Raw genomic sequence first — 16,034 nt, forward strand, 5'->3', positions numbered from 1 at the left:
GGGACGGCGAGAGAGGTCGCGCGGTCAGTCGAGCCGGGCGAGCTCTCTCGCCTGGCGAAGAAGTCGACCGGTCGCGCGCTGCGAATGCATCGTCCTCCATGGTTATCCGACCGGGCGCCCGGCCGTCAAGCCGCGAGGCCGCCGTGGCCGTCCCACCCTCGCCCCGCGCCGCGTGTAGAATGCGGCCCGTGAGGCGCAAGCTCTTCCGCGGAAAGAAGAACCCGTTCGCCATCGACGCGCCGCTGCCCCCCGCGGGCGCGGCCCGGTGGGCCACCATCGCCGGGCTGGTGATCGGCGGCCTGGTGGCGCTGTCGGTCCCGATCTTCTTCGCCCTGATGCTGTTCGAGACGCTCCGCGGCGAGTGATCTCCCGGGGGTGGCGCGTCCGACGCTCGGGGACCGACCCGGGCGACGGGCGGTCGTGCGCCCACCGGCAGCCGGGCGTGCGCCTCGCCCCGCCTGCCCCCATCCTTTCGCGAAGGGGGACCGAAGGCATGTACGTGAGAGGAATCGCGATCGCGGCGGCGCTGCTGCTCGCCGCCGCCGGTTGCAAGACCGGGACGAGCACCAAGACCCGCACGGCCAGCAGGTCGGGTGACGACAAGGCCACCACCGAGATGAGCGGCCGGGAGCGGACCGCGCAGGCCGCGCCGCAGGAGGGGCAGAGCGAGCGAGACGTCGCCGAGGCGCAGGCGGCCGAGGCTGCGCCGAGCGCGCGCGCGCAGCAAGGCGTGGGCGGGAAGGATCCGCATCCGCTCCCGACCGAGGGCGCGGACGCGACCCCGCGGTACTCGGGCGATCCGGGCGCCGGCGCGGCGGGCCAGCAGGGCCGCGTGCCGGAGACGATGGAGCCGGGCGCGACCGGCAGCGTGGCCGGCACCGGCACGCCGGGCGCCGCCACCAGCGGAACGGGCGCCGGGACGACGGCGAGTGGCCCGAGCGAGCTCACCGGGCGCGTCGCGCTCGTCGATCGCGAGCAGCACGAGATCGCCATCGACTCGGGCGACGCCACCACGCAGGTGAAGGTCGCCGACCGCGCGCGCATCACCGTGGACGGCCGCTCCGCCACGCTGGCCGACATCCGGCAGGGCGCCTCGGTCCGAGCGCGCCTCGACCGCAGCGGCGACACGCCGCAGGCGGTGCAGATCGACGTGATGCCCTCGAAGGCGAAGCCGTAGCGGGCGGGCAGGTGGACGCGGGGCCCCGGTGCGCCCGACGCGCGCCGGGGCCCTGGCGTTAGGATGCGGTCATGACCGCGCTCCCCCGCTTCCAGCCGCGCCGGCCGCTCGGCCGCACCGGCGTCCCCGTCACCCGCATCGGCGCCGGCGACCTCGCCGATCGCAGCGTCCCGAAGGAGCGCTGCGTGGCCACGCTCCGCCGCGCCCTCGACGCCGGCGTGAACGTGGTGGACACCGCGCCGATGTACGAGGACGGCTACTCCGAGGAGATCGTCGGCGAGGCGCTCCGCGGCCGCCGCGAGGGCGTGTTCGTGGTGGACAAGATCGATCACCTCGACCGCCCGGTGGCGCCGCAGCTCGACGGGAGCCTGGGCCGGCTCGGGCTCCGCGCGGTGGACCTGCTCGTCTTCCACTCCGTGTCCGAGCCGGCCGCGTGGGGGCGCCTCGCCGCGCCGGGCGGCGGCATGCAGGAGCTCGGCGACGAGCTCCGTCGCGGGCGGGCGCGCTTCCGCGGGATCTCCAGCCATCACCCCGACGTCCTCGCCGCGGCCCTCGACTCCGGCCTGTGCGACGTCGTCATGTTCCCGGTGGGGCCGTACGTGCACCCCCGGTACGTGCAGGAGATCCTGCCGCGCGCACGCGCGCTCGGGGTCGGCACGATCTGCTTCAAGACGTTCGGCGGCGGCAAGCTGCTCGGCGACACCGAGGGCTACGGCCGGGCGCTGTCCGAGCGCCCGCGCGGGAAGCTCTCGTCCGGCGGGGAGGACGCGGCCGCCCCGGCGCTGCCGCGGCTCCCGGTCGAGGCGTGCGTCCGGTACACGCTCACCTGCGATCCCGACGTGGCACTGCTCGGCCTCTCGTTCCCGAACGAGCAGGACGCGGCCTTCGCCGCCGCGGCCGCGTTCCGGCCGATGGACGAGGCGGAGCTGGCCGACACGCGCCGGCGTGCGGCCGAGGCGGTGCAGGGCAAGGGAGCCGTCTGGTGGAACCCACCGGAGCGACCCGGCGCCTGACGAATTTCCGCGCCGTCGCCTTGTGCGGCGCGCGGCCTGTGCCGAACCTCCACTCGGAGGAACCCATGGCACGCATCGCATTCATCGCGGACGATCTGTTCGAGGACTCGGAGCTCCGCGTCCCGTGGGACCGCCTGCGGCAGGCCGGGCACGAGACCGTGCTGGTGGGCCTCGAGAAGGGGAAGCAGATCCGCGGCAAGAAGCAGCGGGAGACGTTCACCACGGACGTGGCGGCGCGGGACGTCACCGCCGAGGACTTCGACGCGCTGGTGGTGCCCGGCGGCTACTCCCCCGATCACCTCCGCACCGACATGGACATGGTCCGGCTGGTCCGGACCACGTTCACCGCGGGGAAGCCCGTCGCCGCGGTCTGCCACGGACCGTGGATGCTGGTGGAGGCGGACGCGATCGACGGCAAGACCGTCACCTCCTGGCCCTCGCTCAAGACCGACCTCATCAACGCCGGCGCCCGCTGGGTTGACCGCGAGGTGGTCGAGGACGAGAACGTCATCACGAGCCGCAAGCCGGACGACCTCGAGGCCTTCTCCGAAGCCATCCTGCGCCACCTGGGCGAGGAGCCGCGGGCGCGGACCGGCGACTCGGCGGGCGCGGAGCAGGGCGCGGGGATCTGACCGCGGCGTCCGGCCCGTCGATCCCTCCACTCGGGGTCGGCTCGCTCACCCCGAGCGGTTCTCGACCTCCGCTCGCGCCGACCGCCGTCGAAGGGCGAGCGGCGGGCGAGCCGTGGGAGTGCTAGACCTCTTCCATGGCCGCCGCGTTCAAGGACCACTTCACCCCGGTGGCGGACGCGTACCGCGCGTTCCGCCCCCGCTACCCGCGCGCGCTGTTCCGCTGGCTGGCCGAGGTGGCGCCCGCCCGAGGCGACGCGCTGGACTGCGGGTGCGGAAACGGGCAGGCGTCGCTCGGGCTCGCCGAGGTGTTCGAGCGCGTGCACGCCGTCGATCCCGGCGAGGCGCAGATCCGCCAGGCGCTTCGCCATCCCCGCGTGACCTACGCGGTGGCGCCGGCCGAGGACACCGGCCTGCCGCCCGCGTCGGTGGACCTCGCCATCGCGGCCCAGGCCATGCACTGGTTCGACCTCGACCGGTTCCACGCCGAGCTGAGGCGGGTGGCGCGGCCCGGCGCGGTGTTCGCCGCGGTGACGTACGGGCTCACCCGCGTGGACCCCGAGGTGGACGCGGTGGTGGACCGCCTCTACCACGGGCTGCTCGCCGGCGACTGGCCGCCCGAGCGCGTGCACGTCGAGAGCGGCTACCGGACCCTGCCCTTCCCGTTCCCCGAGCTCGAGGCGCCGCCGCTCGAGATCGAGGAGCGCTGGCCGATGGACGTCTTCCTCGGGTACCTCGGCACCTGGTCGGCCGTGACCGCCCACCGCAAGCGCACCGGCGCCGACCCGCTCCTCGAGATCGGCCCCGCGCTGCGCGCCGCGTGGGGGACGCCGGAGCGGCCGCTCCGCGTCACCTGGCCGCTCGCGATCCGGGCCGGGCGGATCCTGCCGCACGCCGGTGGGTGAGGCCGGCGCCGCCGCGTTCTTGTGCCGGGCGCGGGCCGAGGCGAGACTCCGCGCATGCCGCCCGATCCCGCGATCGCCAACATCACCCGGGTCATCCAGCTCTCCGTCGCGCCGGTGTTCCTGCTGACCGCGGCCGGGACGCTGCTCGGCGTGTTCTCCACCCGGCTCGGCCGGATCGTGGACCGGTCGCGGCGCCTGCTGGAGCGCCTCCCGGCGCTGCCGCCGGAGCGGCAGGCCGGCGTGCGCGAGGAGCTCGCGCTGCAGTTCCGCCGCCGCCGCCTCGTCAACACCTCCATCACGTTCGCGACCGCCGCCGCGCTCCTGGTGTGCGTGCTCATCGCGGTCGCCTTCATCGCCTCGCTCCTGCACTGGGACTTCTCGCACCCGGTGGCGGGCCTGTTCGTCGCGGCGATGGTGGCGTTCATCGGCGCGCTGCTGGCGTTCCTGGCCGAGGTGCTGCTCGCGGTCCGGAGCGTCCGGATCGACCATTGAGCGCGCGAGGCACGGGGCCCGCGCGGCAGCGTGGGGCGCAGCCCCGCATGATCCCCGCCGCGGAACCTGCTAGAACGCGCCCGTGACCTTCACCGAGCTCGGCGCCCACCCTGCCCTCGCCCGCGCGCTGGAGCGCCGCGGCTACACCGAGCCGACGACCGTGCAGGAGGCGGTGTTCACGCCCGCGCTCCGCGGCCGCGACCTGCTCGTCTCGTCCGCGACCGGCTCGGGCAAGACGGTCGCCTACGGCCTCGTGCTGGGCGGCTCGCTGCTCGGCGACGCCCCCGCGTTCGGCCCCGCCGGCGCCCCCGCCGGCCTGGTGGTCGCCCCCACCCGCGAGCTCGCCATGCAGGTGCAGCGCGAGCTGGCCTGGCTGCTCGCCGAGGCCGAGGGGCGGGTCGTGGCCTGCGTGGGCGGCATGGACGCGCGGCGCGAGGCGCGCGCGCTGTCGGACGGCGCCCACCTGGTGGTGGGGACGCCCGGCCGCCTGCTCGACCACCACCGCCGCGGCGCGCTCGACCTGTCCGAGCTGCGCGCGCTGGTGCTGGACGAGGCGGACGAGATGCTGGACATGGGCTTCCGCGACGAGCTGGAGGCCATCCTCGCCGCCGCGCCCGAGGGGCGCCGCACCATCCTCTTCTCCGCCACGCTCCCGAAGCCCATCGTCGAGCTGGCCCGCCGCTACACCAGCGATCCGGCGCGCGTCGCCGCCACGCCCGCCGGCGAGGCGCACGCGGACATCACGTACCGCGCCCACGTGGTCGCGCCGAGCGAGCGCGAGCTGGCGGTGGTCAACGTGCTGCGCGCGCTGGAGCCGCCGCGGGCGCTGGTGTTCCGCGCCACCCGCGAGGCCGCCCACCACACCGCCTCCAGCCTGTCCGAGCGCGGCTTCGCGGCCGTCCCCATCTCCGGCGAGCTGACCCAGGCCGAGCGGAACCGCGCGCTCGTCGCCCTGCGCGACGGCCGCGCGCGCGTGCTGGTCGCGACCGACGTCGCCGCGCGCGGGCTCGACCTGCCCGGCCTCGACCTCGTGCTCCACGCCGACCTCCCCCGCGATCCGGCGGCGCTGCAGCACCGGAGCGGCCGCACCGGACGCGCCGGGCGCAAGGGCCTGGCCGTGCTGCTGGCGGCGCCGCCCGAGCGCTACAAGCTGGAGCGGATGCTCCGGGACGCCGGCGTGCGGGTCGAGTGGGCCCCCGTCCCCGCCGCCGAGGCCATCCGCGCGTCCGACGAGGCGCGCCTCGCCGGCGAGGTGGACGCGCTGTCGGAGGACGCGACCGACGACGAGCGCGCCGCCGCCGCCCGGCTGCTGTCGGGCCGCGATCCGGTGCTCGTCGCCGCCGCGCTGGTCCGCTCCACGCGCGCCCGGCTGCCCTCGCCCGAGGACCTTCCCGAGACCGTCCACGCCGCCCGCCAGGCCCCCTCGCCCCGCGGCGAGCGCGCGCCGCGGCGCGGCCCGCCCGCCGAGGTGGCCTGGTTCCGGATCAACCTCGGGCGCGAGAAGAAGGCCGATCCGAAGTGGCTGCTGCCGCTCCTGTGCCGGCGAGGCGGCGTGACCCGCGACGAGATCGGCAAGATCGTGATCGGCGCCACCGAGACGCGGTTCGAGGTGGCCCGCGCCGCCGCGGCGCGGTTCGGCGCGACGGCGCGGCGGCCGGATCCGCGCGCGCCCGGCGTCCGCATCGAGCCGGTGCGCGAGACGCGGTCCCCCGGCGAGCACCGCGCGCACGCGGGCGGCGAGCGCGCGCCGCGCGCGCGCCGGCCCGTCACTCGGACCTGAACGTCCGGACCCCGAAGATCGCCGACACCACCCAGGACAGGAACGTGAGGGCGAGCGCGAGGAGCAGCGAGCGCCAGAAGCCGAGCCCGTAGCTCGCCGCGATCACGCTCAGCCACACCAGCACGTACACCAGCCAGGGCAGGACCAGGAACCAGAGGAACTTCGCGAGCGTGATGTAGTAGGCGATCGACAGCACGATCGACACGATCACCGCGCGACCGAACGTGTTGTAGGGGTTCCCGGGCGAGACCCACGCCACCGCCAGCCAGAGCACGCCCGCCGACACGACCAGGCGGAGGACGAACGCGAGCAGGTGGTTGGGCGGGTTCGGCGAGGCGTGCATGGCGTGCTCCCGGTCGCGGACGCCGTCCAGCATGGATCGGCGCACGCCCGCGCAGCCTATCCCGGATGGGCGCGCGGCCTTAAGGACAACTTAGGATTCCGCTAGCGAACTTTGAGCACGCGCCCGCGCCGCGCTCCGCCAGATTCGTGCCGGACCCACACCGACCTGGAGGAAGCACGCATGTCGCGCATCGATCTGTTCGGCCCCGTCCACAAGGGCATCCGCACGCTGCTGTTCGACGCCGGGACCCGCCTCGGGCACACCGACTTCGCCGACGAGGCCGGCGCCGGCGCCGCGGCCGAGCTGGTCCACCGGCTGATCGGGATGCTCGAGGAGCACGCCGCGCACGAGGACCGCTGGTTCATGCCCGAGCTGGCGCGGCTCGCGCCGGAGCTGCACGCGGCGCTCGCCGCCGACCACGCGCGCACCGAGGGGCTGGCGCGCGAGGCCGGGCAGCTCGCGGCCCGGCTCGCCGGGGCCTCCGCCGCCGAGCGCACGGCGCTCGGGCGGCGGCTGCACGACCGGATCTGGGGGCTCGCGGCCGAGCACCTGCGGCACATGGAGCGCGAGGAGGTCGAGGGCATGCGCGTGCTCCACGCGAACTTCGACGACGCCGCGCTGGGCGCCATCCACCGGGCCCTGCTGGAGAGCATCCCGCCGTCGCGGCGGGGCGAGTGGACCGCCGTCATCGTGCGGTCGCTCAACCTGCCGGAGCGCGCCGGCCTGCTCCGCGGCATGGCCGGGGAGATCCCCCCCGCCGCGTTCGCCCAGGCCACCGCGCCGATCCGGGCGGCGCTCGGCGCCGAGGCGTGGGCCGCCGCCGCCGCGGCCGCCGGGATCGCCGCGTAGCGCGCCGGGCGCCCCGCGGGGAGGCCGCACGCAGCGTGCGCCTCGGCGCGCGCTGCCCCGCGCGCGTGGGACGCACTTCCTGGTCGTCCCGACAGGGCGCGCCGCCCGGCGTGCGGCGCGGTGGCGCGCGCCCTTAGAATCGGCGCCCAGCGTGATCTCCCACGACCTCTCCGCGTTCCTCGAGTCCGGCGTCTCCATCCTGCTGGCGAGCCGCGACGCCCGGCTCGTGCCCGACTGCGTCCGGGCGGTGGGGGCGCGGGTGGAGGCGGGGGGAACCGAGCTGACCGTGCTCGTCCCCGAGGCGAGCGCGGGCCGCTGCCCCGCCGCGCTCCGGGAGAGCGGGCGCGTCGCGGTGATGTTCTCCCGGCCCACCGACCACCACACCATCCAGGTCAAGGGACAGGTGGCGGCGCTCGCGCCGGCCGCCGAGGGCGAGCGGCCGCTCGTGGAGCGGTACACCTGCGCGCTGGCGCGGGAGCTCGCGCTCGTCGGCGTCCCGCCGCGGCTCACGCTGCGGGTGGACCGCTGGCCCTGCCTGGCGGTGCGGCTGCGGGTGGATGGCCTGTTCGTGCAGACGCCCGGCCCCGGCGCCGGCGCGCCGCTCGCGACCGCCGCCCCGCCGGAGCGCGCGCCGTGACCGCCCCGGCGTCGCTCGCCGGCCTGCCGGCCACCTGCTTCCAGGGCATCGTGCCCGCCGCCATCGCGACCTGCTCGCGCGCCGGCGAGCCCAACGTCACCTACCTGTCGCACGTGCACCAGGTGGACGATCGACGCGTGGCGCTGTCCTGCCAGTTCTTCAACAAGACCAAGCGCAACGTGCTCGAGCACCCGCACGCCACCGTGCTGCTCCTCGACCCGCTCACGCTCGACAGCTGGCGGCTGCGGCTCCGGTACGATCACGCCGAGACCGACGGGCCGCTGTTCGACCGGATGGCGCTCCGCATCCAGGCGATCGCCTCGCACACCGGCATGGCCGGGGTGTTCCGGCTCCTCTCCGCCGACGTGTACGAGGTGCTCGGGGTCGAGCGGCTGGATGGCTTCCTGATGCCGCCCGATCCGATGCTCGACGCGGAGCGCGCCCCGCCGATCGCGTCCGGGCCGCTCACCGAGCTGCGCGGGCTGCAGGCGGTGTCGGAGCGGATCAACCGCGCCACGGACCTCGAGGCGCTGCTCTCCGGCGCCATGGCCGCGCTCGACGAGCTCCTCGGCTTCCAGCACGCCATGGTGCTCGTGCCCTGCGAGGCCGGTCACCTCGTCGCGCTCGCCAGCCGCGGCTACGGGCCCGGCGGCATCGGCGCCGAGGTGGCGCTCGGGGCCGGCATCATCGGCACCGTGGCCGAGCGCCGGCGCATGATCCGCGTGGCCGGGGTCGGCGGGGAGCTGCGCTACGGGCGCGCCATCCGCGGCCGGGTGGCAGAGGCCGGCGACGCGGCCGGGCTCGCGCCCGAGATCCCCCTGCCCGGCCTCCCCGACGCGCAGGCGCAGCTCGCGCTGCCGCTGCTCGTGGGCGACCGGCTGGTCGGCGTGCTCGCGGTGGAGAGCCGGGACCCGCTCCAGTTCGACGAGTGGGACGAGGCGTTCCTCCAGATCGTGGCGAACCAGATCGCCATGGGCATGGACCGGATGGCGGCGCTGGAGGAGGACGCCGCGCCCGCCGCCACGCCGGCCCCGCTGCCGCCGCCGGCCCGCGCCACCCAGGCGGCCCGCCGGCGCACGCTCGTCTACTACCGGAACGACGACTGCGTGTTCGTGGACGGCGAGTACCTGATCCGGAACGTGCCCGGGAAGATCCTGTGGAAGGTGCTCGGGCTGCACCGCGCCGAGGGGCGGATCGAGTTCACCAACCGTGAGCTGCGCCTGGACCCCGGCCTCGGGCTCCCGCCTGTGAAGGACAACCTGGAGAGCCGCCTCATCCTGCTGCGGCGGCGGCTGGCGGAGAAGTGCCCGGACGTCCGGCTGGTCCCGGTGCGCCGCGGGCGCTTCGCGCTGGAGCTCGACTGCGCGCTGGACCTGGTGGAGAAGGAGTGCGCGTGAGGCGTCCCGTCGCGCCGCCCGTGCGGTATCCTCCGCGCGCATGAGCAAGCTCCCCTCGACGCCCGCCACGCGCCTCCTCCGCGAGCAGGGCGTGGCCTACACCGAGCACCCGTACCGCTACGAGGAGCACGGCGGGACGCGCGTCTCCGCCCGCGAGCTCGGCGTCGAGGAGCACGCCACCATCAAGACGCTCGTGATGGAGGACGAGGACCGCGAGCCGCTGGTGGTCCTGATGCACGGCGACCGGGAGGTCTCCACCAAGGCGCTCGCGCGCACCATCGGCAAGAAGACCGTGCAGCCCTGCAAGCCGGAGGTCGCGAACCGGCACTCCGGCTACCAGGTCGGCGGGACCAGCCCGTTCGGCACCCGCAAGAAGATGCCGGTGTACCTGGAGCGGTCGATCCTCGAGCTCGAGAAGGTCTACATCAACGGCGGCTCGCGGGGCTTCCTGGTCGGGCTCGCGCCGTCCGAGCTCGTGCGGGTGCTCGCGCCGGTGCTGGTGGACGTGGGGATCGAGAAGTAGGGCCGAGGTCATCGCCGGCGCAGCGCCGCGGCGACGTCCAGCGCCTGGTACACGGCGACCTGCGCCGCGTAGCGCGCCAGGTGTCCAGGGAGCGCCAGGCGCTCCACCCCGCGTGCGCGGCGGCAGGCGATGCGGAACGCCTCCCACGCGCCGGTGCGGTACCGGGCGCCGGTCTTGGAGGAGGCGTGCCAGCGGAACGCCGCCAGTGGACGCGGCACGAACACCGGCCGCGCCACCCGCGCGAAGCGCAGCCACAGATCGTAGTCCATGGCGAAGTGCAGCGCCTCGTCGAGCGGGCCCACCTCGGCCACGAGATCGCGCCGGAAGAACGTCGCGGGCTGCGAGATGAAGTTGCGCCCGAGCAGGCGCGCCAGCCCGTAGCGGCGCGCCTGCGCGTTCTTGTAGGCGGTGACGCCGCGGCGGATCTCCCGGTCGTGCTCGTCCACGATCCGGCACTCGCCGAAGCACCAGCGCGCGCCTCCCCGGAGCGCCTCGACGGCGGCCTGGACGGCCCCCGGCTCGTAGGTGTCGTCGGAGTTGAGCCAGGTCACGACCTCGCCCGAGGTCATCCGCAGGCCCTTGTTGATCGCGTCGCACTGCCCGCCGTCCGGCTCGGAGATCCAGCGGAGCCGCCCCTCGTACCGTCGCAACACCGAGAGCGTCGCGTCGGTGGAGCCTCCGTCCACGACCAGGTATTCGAGGTCGAAGTCGCCGCGCTGGGACAGCACGCTCTCGACGGTGCGCTCGATGAAGCCGCCCTGGTTGAACGACGGGGTAATGATGGAGACTCGCAACCGCCCTCCGAGGCAGCGTTCGGTCCGGACCTGCGCGCTTTTCCCGGTCCCGCGCGTATGCTACGTCATTCCTGCCTTGACGCACGCACTCGTCGCCGAGACGCCGCACGCCCACCCGGCCCGTCTGCTGGTGGTGATGCCCGCTTTCAACGAGGCTCGGGGTATCCGGCGGGTGGTCGAGGCGGTGCGCGACCAGGTGGCGGGCGACGTCCTCGTCGTCGACGACGGCTCCACCGACGAGACCGCCGCCGAGGCGCGCGCCGGAGGCGCCCGCGTGGCGGTCCACCCCGTGAACCTCGGCTACGGCGCGGCCCTCCAGACCGGCTACCGGTACGCGTTGCGCCACGGGTACGACGCCGTCCTCCAGCTCGACGCCGACGGCCAGCACGACCCCGCGTCCATCCCGCGGCTGCTCACGGCGCTCCAGGGGGCCGACGTCGTCGTCGGCTCGCGCTTCCTCGACTCGGGGTCGTACCGGCCGCCGCTGGCGCGGCGGATAGGGATGTGGCTGTTCGGGCGGGTGGCGAGCGCGCTGTCCGGCCAGCGGATCACCGACCCCACCAGCGGGTTCCAGGCCATCTCACGCGAGGCGCTGCGCTTCTACGCGCACGAGCGATACCCGGTGGACTACCCCGACGCCGACGTCCTCGCGATGGTCGCGCGCGCGGGGCTGCGCCTGGCCGAGGTGCCGGTCCGGATGCTCCCCCCGCCCGACGGCAAGAGCATGCACGGCGGCATCGTCAAGCCGTTCTACTACGTGTTCCGGATGTCGCTGGCGCTGTTCCTGGTTCCGCTCCGGAGGGAGACGCGATGACGCCCACCCAGCGCGTATTCGCGATCACGGCCAGCCTGATCACGTTCGGCGTGATCCTGGAGCTGGTCCGGCGCCGCAAGCTGAAGGAGGAGTACTCGTTCCTCTGGATCGTCACCGGCATCGCCATGCTGGTGCTGGCCTCGTGGTATGGGCTGGTCGAGCGGGTGACCGCCCTCATCGGCGCGGTGACCGTCACCACGACGCTCTTCCTGTTCGGGTTGCTGTTCCTGGTCCTCATCAGCGTGCACTTCTCGACCGTGCTCTCCCGACTCACGCAGCAGGTTCGTCAGCTCACCCAGGAGCTGGCCATCCTGTCCGCGGAGCGAGACGAGGCGGCCCGGAAGCCGTCGGCCCAGGATGCGCCGCCGCATCGCGGCTGATCGCCGGCCCGCGAAGCGATGCCATTCCGCGCCTGCCCTAGCGTCGAGGAGCTGCCGTCACCGCCGCGCGACGCGCGCGGGTGGCCCTGGACCACCGGCCCCGCGGCGCCGCCCGCGGCGGGGCCGTTGCCCACCGTCACGCTGGTCACCCCGTCGTTCAACCAGGCGAGGTTTCTCGAGGCGACGATCCGCTCGGTGCTCCTCCAGGGCTACCCTTCGCTCGAGTACGTGATCATGGACGGCGGATCGACGGACGGCTCCGTCGAGATCATCCGCAAGTACGAGCCGTGGTTGGCAGCGTGGGTCTCGCGGAGGGACCGCGGCCAGAGCGACGCGCTGAACCAGGGGCTCGCGCGCGCCGAGGGTGAGGTTGTGAACTGGCTGTGCAGCGACGACCGGCTCGTCCCCGGCGCGCTCCACGCGCTCGCGCGGTTCCGGGCCGCGAACCCCGACGCGATCGCCTGGGCCGGCGCCTGTCGAACCGTCACGATCGAGGGGCGGTCGTACTACACCAACGCGCCCAGGGGTGCGACGCGCGAGGAGCTCGCCGACTGGGGCCGCTCCGGCAGGATCTCCCAGCCTGCCTGCTTCTTCCGGCGGGACGCATGGGAGCGGCTGCGCGGCGTGGAGGAGTCCTACCACTATGCGATGGACTTCGACCTCTGGCTCCGGATGTCGGCGCTCGGCCGCTTCGCCCTCACCGAGGAGGTCTGGGCCGAGGAGACGATGCACGACGCCACCAAGAGCTTCGGCCAGCGCGGCCGCTCGCTGGCGGAGGTGCACCTCATCCAGATTCGCCACGGCTTCGAACGCGTCGCGCTCGAGCGGATGGGAGAGGCCCTCCAGCAGCGCGAGGACATGCTCGCCCGGCATCCGGCCATCCGCCTGAAGACGCAGCTCAACCTGTGGGTGCGGCCATTCCTGGACGCGCTCCGCAAGCCGTCGAGATGAGCGCCCCGTCCTTCTCGGTGATCCTCGCCACCGTGCACCGCCCGGAGCTCGCGACGGCTGCGGCCCGCTCGGTGCTGGGCGGAACCTGGAGCGACCTCGAGCTGCTGGTGGTCGATCAGAGCCGGGACGGCCGCACCCGCGAGGCCATGTCGGCGCTCCGTGACCCGCGCCTCGTGTACCTCCACTCCGACGTGATGGGGCTGAGCCACGCCCGCAACCTCGGCGCCGCGCACGCGCGCGGCGCACTGCTCGCGTTCCTGGACGATGACGCGGTGGCGGAGCCCGGCTGGCTGCAGGGGTACTCGTCCGCGTTCGAGACCGAGCCTCGCCCGGGCATCGTCGGCGGCCGCCTCCGTCCGCTCTGGGACGCGCCGCGGCCCGCCTGGTTTCCGTCCGCTCACGCCTTCCTGCTCGGGCTCTACGACATCGGCGAACGGCGCCGGGACTTCCCCTCTCGCGATCTCCCCATCGGCGCGAACTTCGCGATCCCGGCGGATGTGCTGCGGCGGCTCGGCGGCTTCGACGAGGCGCTGGGCTTCGACGCGAGCCGCGCGGGGTCGCTCGTCGCCGGGGAGGACACCGCGCTCGGCCTCCGCGTCCGCGCCGCCGGGCTTCGCGTGGTGTACGAGCCGCGCGCGGCAGCGCTGCACCACGTCGCGCCCGGGAAGCTCACGCCGAGCTACTTCCTGTCCCGGCTCTACTGGGCAGGGCGGAGCCACATCCGAACGTACCGGGTCGTCGGTGCGGTGCCGGCGCCCGCCGGCGACGCCGCCGCTGCGCCGAACCGGGCGCTGCCACCGGGGGGCGCGGCCCAGCGCCTCGCTCAGCTCGCCGGACGGGCTGCCGTGCTCGCGGGCGCGACGGTGGAGCTGCTCGCGCCGGGCGGGCGCCGGGCCGGGGACGCCGCGCGGTGAGGGTGCTGCACGTCAGCGGCTGCTACGCGCCCGCGACCGAGTGGGGCGGCGTCGTCACCGCCGTCCGCGGCATGCTCCATGCGCTGTCCTCGGCCGGCGTGGAGGTGGAACTGCTCACCACCACCCAGCGCTCCCGGGCGGAGCTCCCGGCCATCCCGAGCGGAAGGCGCGACGTGGACGGGGTACCCGTCTCCTACTTCCGATCGGTGCACCGGCTGGGCCGCGCGTTCTGGGCGCCCGGCCTCGGGCGCGCGCTCCGGGCGCGCGCCCCCAGCTTCGACCTCGTCCACCTGCACATGCTCTGGACCGCTGCCGGCATCGTCGCGGCGCGACACTGCCGCGCGCGTGGCATCCCATACGTGGTCACGCTGCACGGCGCCCTGAACCCGTGGGCGCTGCGGCAACGCGCCTTCGAGAAGCGGGTGTTCCTCGCCGCCGCCGAGCGGCGCAACCTGCGGGGCGCCGCGCGCCTGCACTTCACCACCGAAGCGGAGCGCGACGAGGCGCCGCCCTGGGTGCGGACCCTGCCGGCCGTGGTGGTGCCGGACGTGGTCGACGCGGAGCGATTCGTCGGGCTGGGGAACGCGGACGAGCGGGCGCACAGCTTCGAGGTGCTGCTCCTCTCGCGCATCCACGCCGTGAAGGGCTTCGATTTGCTCGTGCCGGCGATGCGCCGGGTTCGGGCGCTCGAGCCCCGTGCCCGCCTGGTGGTCGCCGGTCCGGACGAGGGGGGGCACCGCGCCGTCGTCGAGCGACAGGTCGCGGCGGCGGGCCTGCGGGAGGCGGTCACCTTCACCGGCCTGCTGGACGAGACGGGCCGCGCGCGGGCCCTCGCGCGCGCCGCCCTCCTGGTCGCGCCTTCCCACCAGGAGAACTTCGGGATGTCGGTGGCCGAAGCCATGTCGGCCGGGCTGCCCGTGATCGTCTCCGACCGCGTGAACCTCGCTGGCGACGTGCAACGCGCCGGCGCGGGCGAGGTCGTCCCGCTCGACGAGGGTGCGCTCGCCGACGCCATCCTCCGCGTGCTCCGCGACCCTGCGCGGCGCAGCGACATGGGCGCCGCCGGGCGCCGGCTCGTGACCGAGCGCTTCTCCTCCCGGGCAGTCGGCGGTGCGCTGCGCGCCGCGTACGCGTCGGTGCTGTCGGACCGATCGCGGCGGTCCGGGCCTCGGGGGGAAGCGTGAAGCCCGTCCGCGTCGACTTCGTGGACTTCTGGCCCGGCTTCGATCGGCGCCGCAACGTGCTGCTCGACGTGCTGCGCGCCCGGTTCCGGGTGGAGGTCGTGGACGATCCCGACTTCCTGTTCTTCGCGAACTTCGGCCGGCGCCACCGGCGCTACCGGTGCACGCGCGTCTTCTTCACCGGCGAGAACGTTCGCCCCGACTTCCGCCGCTGCGACTTCGCCCTCACGTTCGACCATCTCCCGGAAGAGCCACGCCACCTCCGCTGGCCCCTGTACAATCTTTACCTCGACGACCCCCGCTTCCTCCTCGAGCGGCGGCGGGACGTCGACGCGCTCGTGGCGGAGAAGACCCGGTTCTGCAATCTGGTGTGCTCCAATCCCGCCGCCACCGAGCGGCTGCGCTTCTTCGAGAAGCTGTCCCGGTACAAGCCGGTGGACTCCGGCGGGAGGGTTCTGAACAACGTGGGGGGGCCGGTCCCGGACAAGCTCGCGTTCATCCGCCAGCACCGGTTCACGATCGCCTTCGAGAACGCCTCGTACCCCGGCTACACGACCGAGAAGATCGTCGAGCCCATGCGCGTGGGGTCGATCCCGATCTACTGGGGGAATCCGCTCGTTCACCTCGACTTCGACCTGCGCAGCATCGTGAGCTGGCACGAACACGGAAACGACGAGGCGACCATCGAGCGCGTCATCCAGATCGACCGCGACGAGGAGCTGTACCGCCACATGCTCCTCCAGCCCTTCCTGCCCGACGGCCGGCCGACGCCATACTCGGATCCCGGCGTGCTCCTCAACTGGCTCGAGCGCGTCTTCTCGACGCCGCGGCGCGATGCGAGGCCGCCGCGCCGGTGGTGGTGATCGGAGGAGCATGCTGCGCATCTGCATCGACGCCCGGCTGCGGGCAGGTGAGCAGGGCGGCGTGCAGCAGGCGCTCATCGGCCTCGCTTCCGGCCTCGCGGCGCTCCGGGACGGGGACGAGGAGTATCTCTTCCTCGTCAACGACGACTCGGCCGATTGGCTGGCGCCGCACGTCGCTGGTGCCTGCTGCCGCATGCGTGCATTGCCGCGCCCGCCCAGGAGCGTCGCCGGAAGCGCGCTGCTCTCCCCGGCAGCCTACGACCGGCTCGCTCGCGCCGTGGTGCGGTGGATGCCGGTCCGCGTCCCGCCGTCCGACGGTTTGGTCGAGTCGCTCCGCGCGGACGTGGTGCACTTCGCGCTGCAGCACGGGTTCCGCACCTCCGTGCCCTCGA

The 16,034-nt window shown here is 74.5% G+C and carries 19 protein-coding genes; 17 read left to right on the forward strand and 2 right to left on the reverse strand.

Annotation, left to right across the window (positions count from 1 at the left end; translation table 11 throughout):
- Positions 1-179 precede the first annotated feature (179 nt).
- The 7 genes from A2CP1_RS16300 to A2CP1_RS16330 all read left to right on the forward strand — a co-directional run bounded on the left by A2CP1_RS16300 (position 180) and on the right by A2CP1_RS16330 (position 5,996).
- Complete coding sequence (locus tag A2CP1_RS16300; RefSeq protein ID WP_012527131.1) at positions 180-365, forward strand: hypothetical protein; 186 nt, start codon at positions 180-182, stop codon at positions 363-365.
- Positions 366-493: 128 nt separating this feature from the next.
- Positions 494-1,177, forward strand: coding sequence for a hypothetical protein (locus A2CP1_RS16305; protein ID WP_015934386.1), 684 nt, complete (start codon positions 494-496; stop codon positions 1,175-1,177).
- A 71-nt stretch (positions 1,178-1,248) separates the two neighbouring features.
- Positions 1,249-2,190, forward strand: a complete 942-nt coding sequence (locus tag A2CP1_RS16310; protein ID WP_015934387.1) for an aldo/keto reductase — start codon at positions 1,249-1,251, stop codon at positions 2,188-2,190.
- Between the two features lie 65 nt (positions 2,191-2,255).
- On the forward strand, positions 2,256-2,822 hold the full coding sequence (locus A2CP1_RS16315; RefSeq protein ID WP_015934388.1) for a type 1 glutamine amidotransferase domain-containing protein: 567 nt from the start codon (positions 2,256-2,258) through the stop codon (positions 2,820-2,822).
- Between the two features lie 134 nt (positions 2,823-2,956).
- Positions 2,957-3,724 carry a class I SAM-dependent methyltransferase gene (locus A2CP1_RS16320; protein ID WP_015934389.1) on the forward strand — a complete coding sequence of 256 codons (768 nt, stop codon included), beginning with the start codon at positions 2,957-2,959 and terminating at the stop codon, positions 3,722-3,724.
- A 54-nt stretch (positions 3,725-3,778) separates the two neighbouring features.
- Positions 3,779-4,216 (forward strand): DUF2721 domain-containing protein, encoded by a 438-nt coding sequence (locus tag A2CP1_RS16325; protein ID WP_012527136.1) that lies wholly within the window; start codon positions 3,779-3,781, stop codon positions 4,214-4,216.
- Between the two features lie 82 nt (positions 4,217-4,298).
- The gene (locus tag A2CP1_RS16330) at positions 4,299-5,996 is read left to right on the forward strand and encodes a DEAD/DEAH box helicase (protein ID WP_015934390.1); all 1,698 of its coding nucleotides are present in this window, start codon (positions 4,299-4,301) and stop codon (positions 5,994-5,996) included.
- On the opposite strand, the gene A2CP1_RS16335 is transcribed toward A2CP1_RS16330, so the two are convergent.
- The gene (locus A2CP1_RS16335; RefSeq protein WP_245529809.1) at positions 5,983-6,384 is read right to left on the reverse strand and encodes a hypothetical protein; all 402 of its coding nucleotides are present in this window, start codon (positions 6,382-6,384) and stop codon (positions 5,983-5,985) included. The genes A2CP1_RS16330 and A2CP1_RS16335 overlap by 14 nt on opposite strands.
- 135 nt (positions 6,385-6,519) lie before the next feature.
- Here A2CP1_RS16335 and A2CP1_RS16340 point away from each other — a divergent pair, with 135 nt between their 5' ends.
- The 4 genes from A2CP1_RS16340 to ybaK all read left to right on the forward strand — a co-directional run bounded on the left by A2CP1_RS16340 (position 6,520) and on the right by ybaK (position 9,745).
- Positions 6,520-7,188, forward strand: a complete 669-nt coding sequence (locus tag A2CP1_RS16340) for a hemerythrin domain-containing protein (protein WP_015934392.1) — start codon at positions 6,520-6,522, stop codon at positions 7,186-7,188.
- A 151-nt stretch (positions 7,189-7,339) separates the two neighbouring features.
- Positions 7,340-7,825, forward strand: coding sequence for a hypothetical protein (locus A2CP1_RS16345; protein WP_015934393.1), 486 nt, complete (start codon positions 7,340-7,342; stop codon positions 7,823-7,825).
- Complete coding sequence (locus A2CP1_RS16350; RefSeq protein ID WP_015934394.1) at positions 7,822-9,222, forward strand: GAF domain-containing protein; 1,401 nt, start codon at positions 7,822-7,824, stop codon at positions 9,220-9,222. Before A2CP1_RS16345 ends, A2CP1_RS16350 begins: the two co-directional genes overlap by 4 nt.
- A 40-nt stretch (positions 9,223-9,262) precedes the next feature.
- Positions 9,263-9,745 (forward strand): Cys-tRNA(Pro) deacylase, encoded by a 483-nt coding sequence (gene ybaK / locus A2CP1_RS16355; RefSeq protein ID WP_015934395.1) that lies wholly within the window; start codon positions 9,263-9,265, stop codon positions 9,743-9,745.
- 8 nt (positions 9,746-9,753) lie between these two features.
- Here the strand turns inward: ybaK and A2CP1_RS16360 are convergent, their stop codons facing one another.
- A complete protein-coding gene (locus A2CP1_RS16360; protein ID WP_015934396.1) occupies positions 9,754-10,539 on the reverse strand; it encodes a glycosyltransferase family 2 protein in 786 nt (261 codons plus the stop codon).
- Positions 10,540-10,615: 76 nt separating this feature from the next.
- On the opposite strand from A2CP1_RS16360, the gene A2CP1_RS16365 reads away from it, so the two are divergent.
- The 6 genes from A2CP1_RS16365 (at position 10,616) to A2CP1_RS16390 (ending at position 15,642) form a co-directional block, all read left to right on the forward strand.
- Positions 10,616-11,353 (forward strand): glycosyltransferase family 2 protein, encoded by a 738-nt coding sequence (locus A2CP1_RS16365; RefSeq protein ID WP_015934397.1) that lies wholly within the window; start codon positions 10,616-10,618, stop codon positions 11,351-11,353.
- Positions 11,350-11,733, forward strand: coding sequence for a DUF2304 domain-containing protein (locus tag A2CP1_RS16370; RefSeq protein ID WP_015934398.1), 384 nt, complete (start codon positions 11,350-11,352; stop codon positions 11,731-11,733). Before A2CP1_RS16365 ends, A2CP1_RS16370 begins: the two co-directional genes overlap by 4 nt.
- A gap of 126 nt (positions 11,734-11,859) precedes the next feature.
- Complete coding sequence (locus A2CP1_RS16375) at positions 11,860-12,684, forward strand: glycosyltransferase family 2 protein (protein WP_245529810.1); 825 nt, start codon at positions 11,860-11,862, stop codon at positions 12,682-12,684.
- Positions 12,681-13,598, forward strand: coding sequence for a glycosyltransferase family 2 protein (locus A2CP1_RS16380; protein ID WP_015934400.1), 918 nt, complete (start codon positions 12,681-12,683; stop codon positions 13,596-13,598). Before A2CP1_RS16375 ends, A2CP1_RS16380 begins: the two co-directional genes overlap by 4 nt.
- Positions 13,595-14,782, forward strand: a complete 1,188-nt coding sequence (locus A2CP1_RS16385) for a glycosyltransferase (protein WP_015934401.1) — start codon at positions 13,595-13,597, stop codon at positions 14,780-14,782. Before A2CP1_RS16380 ends, A2CP1_RS16385 begins: the two co-directional genes overlap by 4 nt.
- A complete protein-coding gene (locus A2CP1_RS16390; protein ID WP_015934402.1) occupies positions 14,779-15,642 on the forward strand; it encodes a glycosyltransferase family 10 domain-containing protein in 864 nt (287 codons plus the stop codon). Before A2CP1_RS16385 ends, A2CP1_RS16390 begins: the two co-directional genes overlap by 4 nt.
- Positions 15,643-16,034 lie beyond the last annotated feature (392 nt).

The organism is Anaeromyxobacter dehalogenans 2CP-1, from assembly GCF_000022145.1.
Taxonomy (GTDB): Bacteria; Myxococcota; Myxococcia; order Myxococcales; family Anaeromyxobacteraceae; genus Anaeromyxobacter; species Anaeromyxobacter dehalogenans.

Excerpts from the sequence above, each read along its gene's own strand:
- A2CP1_RS16380 (WP_015934400.1), top strand. The coding sequence starts at position 12,681 with ATGAGCGCCCCGTCCTTCTCGGTGATCCTCGCCACCGTGCACCGCCCG.
- A2CP1_RS16370 (WP_015934398.1), top strand. The coding sequence starts at position 11,350 with ATGACGCCCACCCAGCGCGTATTCGCGATCACGGCCAGCCTGATCACG.
- A2CP1_RS16340 (WP_015934392.1), top strand. The coding sequence starts at position 6,520 with ATGTCGCGCATCGATCTGTTCGGCCCCGTCCACAAGGGCATCCGCACG.
- A2CP1_RS16325 (WP_012527136.1), top strand. The coding sequence starts at position 3,779 with ATGCCGCCCGATCCCGCGATCGCCAACATCACCCGGGTCATCCAGCTC.
- A2CP1_RS16300 (WP_012527131.1), top strand. The coding sequence starts at position 180 with ATGCGGCCCGTGAGGCGCAAGCTCTTCCGCGGAAAGAAGAACCCGTTC.
- A2CP1_RS16310 (WP_015934387.1), top strand. The coding sequence starts at position 1,249 with ATGACCGCGCTCCCCCGCTTCCAGCCGCGCCGGCCGCTCGGCCGCACC.
- A2CP1_RS16305 (WP_015934386.1), top strand. The coding sequence starts at position 494 with ATGTACGTGAGAGGAATCGCGATCGCGGCGGCGCTGCTGCTCGCCGCC.
- A2CP1_RS16320 (WP_015934389.1), top strand. The coding sequence starts at position 2,957 with ATGGCCGCCGCGTTCAAGGACCACTTCACCCCGGTGGCGGACGCGTAC.
- ybaK (WP_015934395.1), top strand. The coding sequence starts at position 9,263 with ATGAGCAAGCTCCCCTCGACGCCCGCCACGCGCCTCCTCCGCGAGCAG.
- A2CP1_RS16315 (WP_015934388.1), top strand. The coding sequence starts at position 2,256 with ATGGCACGCATCGCATTCATCGCGGACGATCTGTTCGAGGACTCGGAG.